At 61.7% G+C, this 12,110-nt stretch carries 8 protein-coding genes and 1 tRNA gene; 6 read left to right on the top strand and 3 right to left on the bottom strand.

Translation table 11 applies throughout. The features are described from left to right. Window positions 1–87 precede the first annotated feature (87 nt). The 6 genes from DW892_RS03775 (at window position 88) to DW892_RS03750 (ending at window position 8,410) form a co-directional block, all read left to right on the top strand. Window positions 88–171: transfer RNA gene (locus DW892_RS03775), tRNA-Leu, on the top strand. A gap of 87 nt (window positions 172–258) precedes the next feature. After that, a complete protein-coding gene (tig, locus tag DW892_RS03770; protein WP_158567021.1) occupies window positions 259–1,560 on the top strand; it encodes a trigger factor in 1,302 nt (433 codons plus the stop codon). Between the two features lie 163 nt (window positions 1,561–1,723). Further along, window positions 1,724–2,344 carry an ATP-dependent Clp protease proteolytic subunit gene (locus DW892_RS03765; RefSeq protein WP_022095182.1) on the top strand — a complete coding sequence of 207 codons (621 nt, stop codon included), beginning with the start codon at window positions 1,724–1,726 and terminating at the stop codon, window positions 2,342–2,344. 1 nt (window position 2,345) lies between these two features. Further along, window positions 2,346–3,752, top strand: coding sequence for an ATP-dependent Clp protease ATP-binding subunit ClpX (gene clpX / locus DW892_RS03760; protein ID WP_117637569.1), 1,407 nt, complete (start codon window positions 2,346–2,348; stop codon window positions 3,750–3,752). 337 nt (window positions 3,753–4,089) lie between these two features. After that, window positions 4,090–6,786 carry a valine--tRNA ligase gene (locus DW892_RS03755; RefSeq protein WP_117765795.1) on the top strand — a complete coding sequence of 899 codons (2,697 nt, stop codon included), beginning with the start codon at window positions 4,090–4,092 and terminating at the stop codon, window positions 6,784–6,786. Between the two features lie 280 nt (window positions 6,787–7,066). Beyond that, the gene (locus DW892_RS03750; protein WP_117765793.1) at window positions 7,067–8,410 is read left to right on the top strand and encodes a folylpolyglutamate synthase/dihydrofolate synthase family protein; all 1,344 of its coding nucleotides are present in this window, start codon (window positions 7,067–7,069) and stop codon (window positions 8,408–8,410) included. Between the two features lie 351 nt (window positions 8,411–8,761). On the opposite strand, the gene DW892_RS03745 is transcribed toward DW892_RS03750, so the two are convergent. The 3 genes from DW892_RS03745 to DW892_RS03735 form a co-directional block, all read right to left on the bottom strand. Continuing rightward, window positions 8,762–9,850 (bottom strand): Xaa-Pro peptidase family protein, encoded by a 1,089-nt coding sequence (locus tag DW892_RS03745; RefSeq protein ID WP_117765791.1) that lies wholly within the window; start codon window positions 9,848–9,850, stop codon window positions 8,762–8,764. A 462-nt stretch (window positions 9,851–10,312) separates the two neighbouring features. Next, a complete protein-coding gene (locus DW892_RS03740; protein ID WP_117765789.1) occupies window positions 10,313–10,705 on the bottom strand; it encodes a DUF1667 domain-containing protein in 393 nt (130 codons plus the stop codon). Between the two features lie 4 nt (window positions 10,706–10,709). Next, window positions 10,710–12,110, bottom strand: coding sequence for an NAD(P)/FAD-dependent oxidoreductase (locus DW892_RS03735; RefSeq protein ID WP_117765787.1), 1,401 nt, complete (start codon window positions 12,108–12,110; stop codon window positions 10,710–10,712).

Genomic DNA, 12,110 nt, shown 5'->3' with positions numbered 1-12,110 from the left:
CGCACTCGTGGTGAGGTCGTGAGCCTGTTAAAGGTGTGCGTGCGCTTGCCGCTCGTATCTGCTATCATTCCTAATCTGTGCGCTCATGCGGGCGTGGCGGAATTGGTAGACGCGCCAGATTTAGGTTCTGGTGGGATTCCCGTGAAGGTTCGAGTCCTTTCGCCCGCACCAACGCACCCGCGTCGGCTTATGCCCTCGCGACGCTTGTTGCATAAAGGTACCAGCACCTCAGATAAGCTGGGCAGTATGAGGAGGAACGTGTTGAACATCACCGCTTCTGACGTCAAGGACGCCAAGCTCACCGCTACGGTCACCATCCCGGCCGCCGACGTCGACGCCGCGATCAAGAAGGCCTACAAGGAGACCGCCAAGAAGTACCGCTTCCCGGGCTTCCGCGCCGGTAAGGCTCCCCGTCCGGTTATCGACTCTGCTCTTGGCGCCGAGGCTACCCTCGCTCAGGCCACCAACGACCTGATCGCCGCCAACGAGCCCGCCGTCCTCAACGAGCTGGACATCGTCCCCACCAAGAACGGTGACTACAAGGAGCTCGACCTCGCTAAGGATCACGAGGACTACACCTACACCGTCGAGTTCTCCCTGCGTCCCGCCGCTGAGCTCTCCTCCTTCGACGCTGTCGAGATCGAGATGCCCCCTGCGGAGGTCACCGAGTCCGAGATCAACAACCAGGTCGAGATGCTCCTCAACTACCGTGCCACCTTCGAGGATGTCGAGGGCCGCGCTGTCGAGTCCGAGGACTACGTTACCGTCGACCTCAAGGCCGTCGAGAACGCCGACAACTTTGCCGCCGAGGGCCGTATGCTCATCGCCGGTAGCGACAGCAACCCCGCCGAGTTCAACGAGGCTCTGATCGGCGCCAACGTTGACGACGTCAAGTCCGTCACCTGGACCGACGAGGCCGAGGAGGGCGAGGAGGCCGAGACCCACACCGTCGAGGTCACCGTCAAGGGCATCAAGGTCCGCAACACCCCCGAGCTCACCGACGAGCTCGTCAAGTCCGACTTTGGCTTCGACAGCATCGACGCCATGCGCGACGCCATCAAGATTGAGATTGAGCAGGACAAGGCTTCCCGCCTCCCGGCCGAGAAGGAGAACCGTTGCGTCTCCGCTCTCGCCGAGCGTCTGCAGCTCGACGAGATGGACGCCGACTACGAGCAGTCCGTCTTTGAGGAGCTTGGCCAGAACTTCCTGTCCAACCTCGCTGCCCGCGGCATGACGCTCGACACCTGGCTGCCCGCTTCCGGTCTGACCATGGAGCAGTTCATCGGCGACCTGCATAAGCAGGCCAACGACGTTGCCCGTGAGTCCCTGGCTCTGGACGCCCTCGCGCGTGAGCTCAAGATTGAGGTCACCGAGGACGACATCAACGCCGAGTTCGAGAAGGCCGGCGTCAAGGACGTCGAGGCTTCCAAGGCCGAGTTCATCGCCGATGGCCGCATGCCTGCCGTCCGCGAGTCCATCCGTCGCTCCAAGGCCGTCGACCACCTGGTCGAGAACGCCAAGGTGACCGAGGTCGACGAGACCGCCAAGGACGCCGAGTAATTCTCGCCACCTTGCCCGCGAGCGCATGTATGTGCCCGTGATGGGGTAAAGTTAATAGCCGGTTATCCGGTTGCTTCGTACGGTGCCAGCCAATGCATAGCATGCGGGCACCGTACGTTTATCTAGAACCAATTTGGTCCGCAAGAGAGAAATGGAGATGCGTATGATCGCTAAGTTCGATTCCGCCCTCGTGCCATACGTTATCGAGCAGACGCCGCGCGGCGAGCGCAGCTACGATATCTATTCGCGCCTGCTCAACGACCGCATCATCTTCTTGGGCGAGGAGATCAACTCCGTCAGCGCCAACCTGGTCGTTGCCCAGCTGCTGCATCTTGAGAGCCAGGATGCCGAGAAGGATATCTCGCTCTACATCAATTCGCCCGGTGGCGAGGTTTACTCCGGCCTGGCGATTCTTGACACCATGAACTTCATCAAGCCGCAGGTCTCCACCATCTGCGTCGGTATGGCCGCGTCCATGGCCGCCGTGCTGCTTTCGGCCGGCGCTAAGGGCAAGCGCTTCTGCCTGCCGCACTCCAAAGTCATGATTCACCAGCCCAGCGGCGGTGCCCAGGGTCAGCAGACCGAGATTGAGATTGTGGCCGAGGAGATCAAGAAGACCCGCCGCGAGCTCAACCAGATCTTGTCCGATGCCTCGGGCCAGCCCATCGAGAAGGTCCAGGCCGATACCGAGCGCGACAACTACCTGACCGCCGCCGAGGCCCTCGACTACGGCCTGATTGACCGTATCGTCACCTCGCGAGATCTCGCCGCGAAGGATGCCTAGGATGGCAGGTAACATGCAGGACAACTTTGACGAGAACGGCAACCCCATCCGCTGCTCCTTTTGCGGAAAAGAGCAGGGCCAGGTCCGTCGCCTCGTAAAGGGCCCGACCAACATCTTTATCTGTGACGAGTGCGTCGCCGCCTGTTCCGAGATCCTTGAGGAGTCGCTGGCTTCGGACTTTATGGACGCTGCCCGCAACGGCAAGCTGCCGGGCTTCCTCAACGACCACGGCCAGGCTGCATCCCAGCCCGCCGTGGACCCCGAGGCCGAAGGCTTTGAGCTCGAGGACGACCGCCAGGTCATCACGCACGTGCCGACGCCGCACGAGATCTATGACGAGCTTTCGGCCTATGTCATGGGGCAGGAGGACGCCAAGCGCGCCATGTCGGTGGCCGTGTACAACCACTATCGCCGCGTGATCGAGGGCGGCGCCGCGGTGTCCGCTTTTGACGACAGCATGGGCTCGCAGTTCGACACCGATATGGACGAGGTGGAGCTCGCCAAGTCCAATATTTTGCTGCTCGGTCCCACCGGTACCGGTAAGACCCTGCTCGCCCAGACGCTCGCCCGCATTCTCGAGGTGCCGTTTGCCATCGCCGACGCCACCGCGCTTACCGAGGCCGGTTACGTGGGCGAGGATGTGGAGAACATCCTGCTCAAGCTCATCAACGCCGCTGATGGCGACATTGAGCGCGCTCAGGTGGGCATTATCTACGTGGACGAGATTGACAAGATTGCCCGCAAGGCCGAGAACCTCTCCATTACCCGCGATGTCTCGGGCGAGGGTGTGCAGCAGGCGCTGCTTAAGATTCTTGAGGGCACGGTGGCCAGCGTTCCGCCTACCGGTGGCCGCAAGCATCCCCAGCAGGAGCTGCTGCAGATCGACACGACTAACATCCTGTTTATCTGCGGCGGTGCCTTTGTGGGTCTGGACAAGATCATCGCCGACCGCGTGGGCAACAAGGGCGTGGGCTTTAACTCCGAGATCGCCGGCCCCACCTCGGTCGACGAGAACGACCTGCTGCGTCAGGTGCTCCCGCAGGACCTCAACGCCTTTGGCATGATCCCCGAGTTCGTGGGCCGTACGCCCGTTGTCACCCAGACGCAGGCGCTCGACGAGGACGACCTGGTGTCGATTCTGACCGAGCCCAAGAACGCCGTGGTGCGTCAGTACCGCAAGATGTTCCAGCTCGAGGACGTTGAGCTTGAGTTTGAGGACGCGGCGCTGCACGAGATCGCCCGCATGGCACTCGCCCGCAAGACCGGCGCCCGCGGCCTGCGCTCCATCTGCGAGGACGTGCTGCAGCAGACGATGTTCGACCTCCCCAGCGAGGAAGGCGTCGCCAAGGTCATCGTGACCGAAGCCTCCGTAAAGGGCGAAGAACAGCCCCAGCGCATCTATGGGTAAATAGCGCCCGTTTAGGTCCCGCGGCAACCACTGCGGGACCTGCCTTTTAGGGACAGGTTTATTTTGGTCGGTTTTATATGGGCAAACGTCATTCTGCCTGATAAAACCTGCCAAAATAAACCTGTCCCTTTTTGGTAGGTATGCCTGTGCTATTCTGTGAGATTGTTTAGCTAGTATCTTCAGACTGAAGTAATCGATACCTAAGGCGTGTCCGCCTGCTTGGTTTTCGTAGATTCCGCACGAGCCGAAGAGCACTAAATGTGCTCTTCGTGCGAGCCAGGACCTGACCGAGCGAAAACCAAGCAGGCGGACACGCCGGTGGGACAGGGAGAGATATATGGAAGAAATGCCCAAGAACTACGATCCGTCGACTAACGAGCCGGCGATCCTGCAGAAGTGGCTTGACGGCGGCTACTACAAGCGCCGTGAGGGCGTGGGCGACTGCACCGTCACCATTCCGCCTCCCAACGTGACCGGCAAGCTCCACATGGGTCATGCCACCGACGACTCCATCCAGGACGCCATCATCCGTATGGCCCGCATGCGCGGCAAGTCCACGCGCTGGGTGTTGGGCACCGATCACGCCGGTATCGCCACGCAGACCAAGGTCGACAAGAAGCTCAAGAGCGAGGGCATCAGCCGCCTGGAGATTGGTCGCGACAAGTTTGTCGACGCCTGCTGGGATTGGACCCACGAGTACGGCGGCATCATCGTCGAGCAGATCAAGCGCATGGGCTGCTCCGTTGACTTCGACAACGAGCGCTTCACCATGGACGAGGACTATGCCCAGGCCGTGCGTAAGGTCTTCTGCGATTGGTACCACGACGGCCTGATCTATCGCGGCAAGCGCATCGTCAACTGGTGCCCCAATTGCACTACCGCTATCTCGGACGACGAGGCCGAGTACAAGGACGAGAAGGGCCACCTGTGGCACCTGCGCTACCCGCTGACCGAGCCGGTCAACGGTCAGGACTACATCGTCGTCGCCACCACGCGTCCCGAGACCATGCTCGGTGACACGGGCGTTGCCGTCTCCCCGAAGGACCCCGAGAAGGCCGCCTTTGTGGGTAAGACCGTCAAGCTCCCCATCGTCGACCGCGAGATCCCCATCTTTGAGGATTGGCATGTCGACGCCAACTTTGGCTCCGGCTTTGTCAAGGTCACCCCGGCCCATGACCCTAACGACTACGCCATGGGTCAGGCCCACGACCTGCCGCAGATCAATATCTTTGATGAGCACGCGGTGGTCGTCGAGGGCTACGGTGAGTTCACCGGCATGAACCGCGACGAGTGCCGCGAGGCCGTCATCAAGTGGTTCGACGAGCACGGCCTGCTCGATCACGTCGAGGACCTCGACCACTCCGTCATGCACTGCTACCGTTGCGACTCCGCGCTGGAGCCGTGGCTGTCCGAGCAGTGGTTTGTGGCCGTCGACAAGCTCAAGGGACCGGCGCTCGACGCCGTCAACTCCGGCAAGGTCACCTTCCACCCCGCGCGCTGGACGCAGACCTACACCACCTGGATGGAGAACCTCAAGGACTGGTGCATCTCGCGCCAGCTGTGGTGGGGCCATCGCATCCCCGTGTTCTACTGCGAGGACTGCGGCTGGGAGGACGCCCTCACCGAGGACACCGATGTGTGTCCCAAGTGCGGCGGCCATCACGTGCATCAGGACGAGAACGTGCTGGACACCTGGTTCAGCTCGCAGCTGTGGACCTTCGCCACGCAGGGCTGGCCGCAAAAGCCGGAGCTGCTCGAGGGCCATCACCCCACGACGGCGCTCGTCACCGCACGCGACATCATCGCGCTGTGGGTCGCCCGTATGGTCATGAGTTCGCTGTATTTCTTGGACGAGGTGCCATTTAAGGACGTCGTCATATACCCGACGATCTTGGCCAAGGACGGCAGCCGCATGTCCAAGTCCAAGGGCAACGGTGTCGATCCCATGGACCTCATTGGCATGTACGGCGCCGACGCCATGCGCTTCAACTTGCTCACGCTGTGCACCAACAACCAGGACGTCAAGTTTGACGCGAACATCGACAAGAAGACCAAGAAGCTCATCGACAGCCCGCGTACCGACCAGGCCAAGAGCTTTGTGACCAAGATCTGGAACGCCAGCCGCTTCCTGCTCATGAACATGGAGGGCTACACGCCCGGCGAGCCTGTCGTGGAGACGCCGGCCGACGCTTGGATGTTCAGCCGCCTGGCCAAGGCCGTGAAGATGGTCACCGAGGGTATTGAGAACTACACCTTTGGCGACATGGCCCGCGGCGTGCAGCAGTTCTTCTGGAACGAGGTCTGCGACTGGTACGTCGAGGTCACCAAGGCCCGTCTGAAGGGCGAGGGCCGTCTGCAGGCGCAGCGCAACCTGATCTTTGTGCTCGACACCTCCATTCGCCTGATGCACCCGCTTATGCCGTTTGTTACCGAGGAGATCTGGGACAACATGCCGGCGAGCGTGCTCGACCTGGACGCCGAGGGCAACGTGAACCGCGCCGAGGCGCTCATGATCGCCAAGTGGCCCGAGCCCGCCGACTACGCCAAGTACGTCGACGAGCCCGCCGAGCGCGCGTTTGAGCTGTGCCGTGCCGTCGTTTCCGCCGCCCGTGCCACCCGTTCGCGTTATCGCTTGAGCCCTAAGGCCGAGCTCGACGTGGTCGTGCGCGCCGGTGCCGAGGACATCGAGAAGCTCGAGAGCCTGCGCTCCACGATTGAGCCGCTGGCCAACACGGCTTCGCTGGTTATGGGCACTGACGTTGAGAAGCCGGCGGCGAGCATCGCCGTGGTCGACAGCGGCGTCGAGGTCTTTGTGGTTCTCGAGGGCAAGGTTGACCTTTCGGCTGAGAAGGCGCGCCTGGAGAAGGAGATTGCCGCGGCCCAGAAGGAGCTCGCCGGCTGCGAGAAGACGCTCGCCAACGAGGGCTTTGTGGCTAAGGCCGCGCCCGCGGTGGTCCAGAAGAAGAGGGACCGTGCAGCTGAGCTCAAGGAGATCCTGGCGGCGCTGACTGCTCAGGTTGCTGACTTCTCGTAAGGTTTACTCGGGGGCGCGGCCCGATGCTTTGCTCTCCGCTGCGGACAGTCCTGCGCAAGACGGACAGCACATTAAGTGCTGTCCTTTGCGTGCGGAACTTGCGGCGAGCAAAGCGTCGGGCCGCTCCTAGTTCGCTTACGTGGTTGTTTACAACTGGTAGGTTGGGGCCACTTGGTTGTGGCCTTGATCTCGCTGCAAGCGGATAAAGGCTGATATTGTCAACGCGAGGGGCTCATTCTATTTGGTGGGCCTCTTTTTCTGTTATGGGGGACTTTGGGTTATGGCTAAGCGTTCTGGGTCGTATGTCGTTCCTTTCTCGTTTGAGCTGCTTTCGTTTGATGAGGCTGTGGGGCTGGCTGCTGATACGGGGCGGATTTCTGGGGATGCTGGTCCTCTGCTTGAGACGGTTGTCGATATGCTCGATGAGCTGGGACGTCCGGACGAGTATTTTGATTGCATTCAGGTTGCCGGTACCAATGGCAAGACTTCGACTACGCGTTTTTCGGCTGCTATCCTTCGAGGCGAGGGGCTCAGGACCGCGCTGTATACGTCGCCGCAGCTGGTGCGCTATCCCGAGCGTATGGAGGTCGATGGGTGCGTCGTAAGCGACGAGGCGTTTGCCCGTGGTGTTTCTGCCGCTGTTGAGGCGGGACATCGCGTGAATGCCCGTCGTGTGGCGGCGGGGGAGCGTGCCTATACCATCACGCCGTTTGACCTGCTGACGGCCGCTGCGCTTGTGGTGTTTGTCGAGGCCGCGGTGGATGTTGCCGTGCTCGAGGTTGGCATGGGCGGTCGTTGGGACGCCACGAGCGCGACCGATCCCGTCGCCGTTGCCATTACGGGCATTGGACTCGACCACACACGCATTTTGGGCGATACGCTCGAGGCCATTGCGGGGGAGAAGGCTGCGGTCATTAAGCCCGGACGCCTGGTTGTGCTGGGCGAGGGCACGCACGAGGCGAGCGTTCAGCGCGTGATGGATGCACGTTGTCGCGAGTGCGGCATAGTGCCGCTGGTGGTGAACCATGCCACGACCAAGGTGCCGGCACATGTGGGCGACACGGTGGAGTTCAGCTGCACCACGCCGCGTGCCATCTATACGTCGAGCATGGTCAAGCCGGCGTATCAGCCGCAGAATGCCGCGTGTGCGATCATGCTGTGCGAGGGGTATCTGGGTCGCGAGCTCGATCATGACAAGCTCGATGCGTCGCTTATGGGCTGTCCCACGCCTGGTCGCTTTGATGTGCTGGGAACCGATCCGCTCAAGCTGATCGACGCCTGTCATAACCCCCAGAGCTGCGAGAACTTTGTGAGCGCGCTGGACGAGATCGATCCGTGCGTGGAGAACCGCCCCGTGCTGCTGTGTGCCGCGCTGGCCGATAAGGACGTGGCGGGTATCGTTGACGTTCTGGTTCCGGCGTTCCCCCGCGTGGTCGTGACCCAGACCGATTCCGATCGCGCCCTGCCGGCAGAGGAGCTCGCTGCCCTGGTGGGTGCCGATAAGCTCGCGGGCGTATACCCGAGCGTGTCCGAGGCCCTCGCTGCCTTCGATGCCGCAGGCGAGCCCTTCGTAGCAGCCGGCACCATCACCCTAGCCGGCGAAGTAGCCGGCCTGCTGCGCTAACCCATCCCCTCAGCGGTTGCGGTGAAATGCGGACTGTTTTACAAGCCAGGAGCCTCAAACAGTCCGTATATCACCGCAACTTAAAAGTAGTCAATTTGGGACGGGGCAATTTTGACTACCCTGCGCCTCGAGTTGACTTGCTCGCCACGAAATGGGCCTATCTACTACGTTTTACCGACTACCCTCGACCACGCGGGGCATTGTGAAATTAAAACCGCAGGTAAAGGGCTCGCCATTTTTCAAAAAAGACCTGCATGGTCGACCCATGCGGGTTAAACGTAGTAGATAGCCCGTTTTCGTGGTGCGACGTTAACGGAATGTGTCAACGGGGCTGTCCCTTTGGCACATTGGCTAGCCTAGGCGGACTGGGTCGTGGGGGTAGGCGTTGAGGATCTCGACGCCGGACTCGGTAACTAGGGCCAGGTCCTCGATGCGGACGCCGGTGCGGCCGGGGAGGTAGATGCCCGGTTCGATGGAGAACGTCATGCCTGGCTCTACGACCTGCTCGTTGACCAGCGAGACGTCGCCCGGTTCATGGTCCTGCAGACCGATCGAGTGACCCAGGCGATGCGTAAAGTACTTTCCGTAGCCAGCGTCCTCAATCACGTCGCGCGCGGCACGGTCCAGGTCGCACATGCGCACGCCCGGTGCGATGAGAGCCTCGGCGGCCTCGTTGGCGCGGCGCACGATATCGTAGATGCGCGCCGTCTCTTCGTCTGGCTCGCCCCAAAAGAACGTGCGCGTCATATCCGAGCAGTAGCTGCGGCGGCGTCCACCAATATCGAACAGCACTACGTCGCCGCGCTTGAGTACGGTGTCGTCGGGCTCGTGGTGCGGGTCGCCGGCGTTGGCGCCAAAGCTCACGATCGGCGGAAAGCTGAAGCCCTCGCAGTCGTGCTTGCGATACAGACCAAGCATCTGGTCGGCAATCTCGCGCTCCGTCACGCCCTCGTGAACGAGCTTGATCGCGTCGGCCATCACGGCGTCGTTAGCGGCCGAGGACACGCGCATGAGCTCCTGCTCGGCGGCATCCTTGTGGGTGCGCGCGGCGGTGACGGCAAAGTCGCCCAGGAAAAACTCGCTGGCGGCGTGGCGCTCCATGAGCGGCATCAAAAAGCCGGAGCGCATGACGGTATCGATGCCGAGCGGCTTGATCGGATCGATCTCGCGAGCGATGGCGTCGGCCACGATATCGGTATCGGTGTGGTAGGCGACGCGGGCGTTGTCGTACTCGGGCAGCTGATGCAGCGCGTTGACCAAGATTACGGGCTCTCTACCGCGTACGAGTAGCACGCCGCAAAAACGCTCGAACATATCGGCATAAAAGCCGGTCAGGTAATAAATCGACCACGGGTCGTTTACGAGCAGCTGCGCGCCGGGGTGCTGAGCCTCGAGCGCATCGAGCACGCGCGCCACACGCTGGTCATCGACATGTGCCATGAAACATCCTTTCGCTAGGTTGCCACCATGGTATCCCCAATGCCAGGGTAGTCAATTTGCGACGGGCTATTTTAGCTGCGTCCAACATGCGGAATGATAGGTAAAAGTAGCCATAAGAGGTCCGTCCCAAATGGGCTGGTTTCAAAACTATGGCGGATTACGGGGCTGGACCTGTATTGCTTGACCATGGGAAAAATTGCGAAATTAAAACCGCAGGTAGACGGGTTATCAAAAATCGAAAATTGCCGGTATGGATGGGGGTCTCCGAATCAGCCCCGTAATCCGGCATAGTTTTGAATTGGCACTAAAGCAGGCACAAGCTAAATACCAATTCCAAGGATAGTTGCGGTGGAATGGTTCCTGGATGCCGGGGTTTTGGCGGAAATCAGGAACTATTTCATCGCAATTGAGGTGGGACTGGGTGGATGGCGGGGTAGCTAAAAGAGCCCCGTCCTAAATTAGCTACTCGATGTCCATGCTGGCGATGAGGTCGATACCGGTGTCTAGGAGGTTGGGTAAGACTACGTCGCCCATGCGGATGGGGGCCTCGACGACCACGCCGCGGATGAGGTCCATGGCCTGGGCGTGGAGTTCTAGCGGGATGGCTTCGGCCGTGCGGACGGGGAGTAGGGCTTCGTCGCCGCCGGATACGGCCACGGTCGTCGTGAGCACGCGCATAGGGCAGGTGAGCTCCTGATGTGCGAACTTATCACCGCGCGGGCATCTGTTGCCGGTCACGGAGTGCACCTCTACCACGGCGCCGTCTGCGTCACGCTCCACCTCTACGGTCAGGAGGCACTCGGATGGGCAGGTGGTGCAGTTGAACTGCAGCGTCTCGATCGTGTTTGTGCTCATGGCCTTATGCCTCCTCAACGGGATCGACGGACAGGACAATCTCGCTAACACCCTGGTCGAGTGCGCGCTGAATCACCCTTGCCGGCAGCGGGAAGCTTTCCATGACGCTCGGTTTAAACGCGCGGACCTTGCCTGCAAACAGTTCCTCGTCGCCTGCCAGAATGCGCACGCGGGCGGCGTCGACCGGTCGGCGCACGCGGAAGTTGAGTTTGGTGAGTGCCACAGCCGTAATGCGTCCCGGCAGCGCGTAGCCTGCGATGCCGGCGGGGGAGACCGTGAGCTGACAGCCCGGGCCCGCAGCGTCCACGTTGGACTCAGAGCCGCCACCCAGCGCGTACGTCGCCGCAGACGCACCGGCACGCTCGGATTCGGTCGTCACGTTGTCTGCCAGGTCGTGCACGTGCAGTACGTTGCCGCAGGCAAAGATGCCCGGCACGCCCGTTTGCAGGCTCTGGTCCACTATGGCGCCGCGCGTGCGTGGGTCAAGCTCAACGCCCGCGCCCACCGAAAGCTCGTTTTCGGGAATCAAACCCACCGAAAGTAGCAGCGTGTCGCACGGAACAACGCGCTCGGTTCCCGGAATGGGCGCCAGGCTCTCGTCGACCCGACTCACCTCGACGGCCTCCACGCGGTCGTGTCCGATCACGCGCGTGACCGTGGTAGACAGATGCAGCGGAATGCCAAAGTCGTCCAGGCAGTTCTTGACGTTGCGGCGCAGACCGTTGGCGTACGGCATGAGCTCGTACACGCCCTCGACAGAAATCCCCTCGAGCGTGCAGCGGCGCGCCATGATCAGCCCGATGTCGCCCGAGCCCAAAATGATGGCGCGTGAGCCGGGCTTGAGGTTTTCGATATTGATGTATCGCTGCGCCAAGCCGGCCGTAAACACACCGGCGGGGCGGCTGCCAGGGATCTTGATCTCGCTGCGCGTGCGCTCGCGGCACCCCATGGCAAGGACGACCGCGCGTCCGGTGAGCTGCAGCATGCCGGTACGGCTCATGAGCGTGACGGTATGGACTGCGGCATCTCCTGCGGTTTCGTCCACGCCCGACGCGCTCGCGGCCGCACCCTCGCCCGAATCAATCCCAAGCACCATGCTGCCCAGGAACAGCGCAATGTCGGTCGCGCGCACCTGGTCGATAAAGCGCTGCGCGTACTCGGGACCGGTGAGCTCCTGCTTAAAGTGCGAAAGGCCAAAACCGGGGTGGATGCACTGGCGGAGGATTCCTCCTAGATGCCGCTCGCGCTCCACGATGGCCACGTGGGCGCCGGCATTATGTGCGGCAAGCGCAGCCGCCATGCCAGCAGGTCCGCCGCCGATGACGACCACGTCGAAGGCCTGCGTCGGTACCGACGCTGCAGTTCCGGCCTCCTCGCGTTCGTCGAGCATATCAGACGTCGCCAT

Source organism: Collinsella sp. AM40-7AC, assembly GCF_003468125.1.
Classification (GTDB): domain Bacteria; phylum Actinomycetota; class Coriobacteriia; order Coriobacteriales; family Coriobacteriaceae; genus Collinsella; species Collinsella aerofaciens_O.
This window is presented reverse-complemented; position numbering and strand designations above follow the sequence as displayed.

Excerpts from the sequence above, each read along its gene's own strand:
- DW892_RS03765 (WP_022095182.1), top strand. The coding sequence starts at position 1,724 with ATGATCGCTAAGTTCGATTCCGCCCTCGTGCCATACGTTATCGAGCAG.
- clpX (WP_117637569.1), top strand. The coding sequence starts at position 2,346 with ATGGCAGGTAACATGCAGGACAACTTTGACGAGAACGGCAACCCCATC.
- DW892_RS03740 (WP_117765789.1), bottom strand. The coding sequence starts at position 10,705 with ATGAGCACAAACACGATCGAGACGCTGCAGTTCAACTGCACCACCTGC.
- DW892_RS03745 (WP_117765791.1), bottom strand. The coding sequence starts at position 9,850 with ATGGCACATGTCGATGACCAGCGTGTGGCGCGCGTGCTCGATGCGCTC.
- DW892_RS03735 (WP_117765787.1), bottom strand. The coding sequence starts at position 12,110 with ATGGCGACGTCTGATATGCTCGACGAACGCGAGGAGGCCGGAACTGCA.
- DW892_RS03755 (WP_117765795.1), top strand. The coding sequence starts at position 4,090 with ATGGAAGAAATGCCCAAGAACTACGATCCGTCGACTAACGAGCCGGCG.
- DW892_RS03750 (WP_117765793.1), top strand. The coding sequence starts at position 7,067 with ATGGCTAAGCGTTCTGGGTCGTATGTCGTTCCTTTCTCGTTTGAGCTG.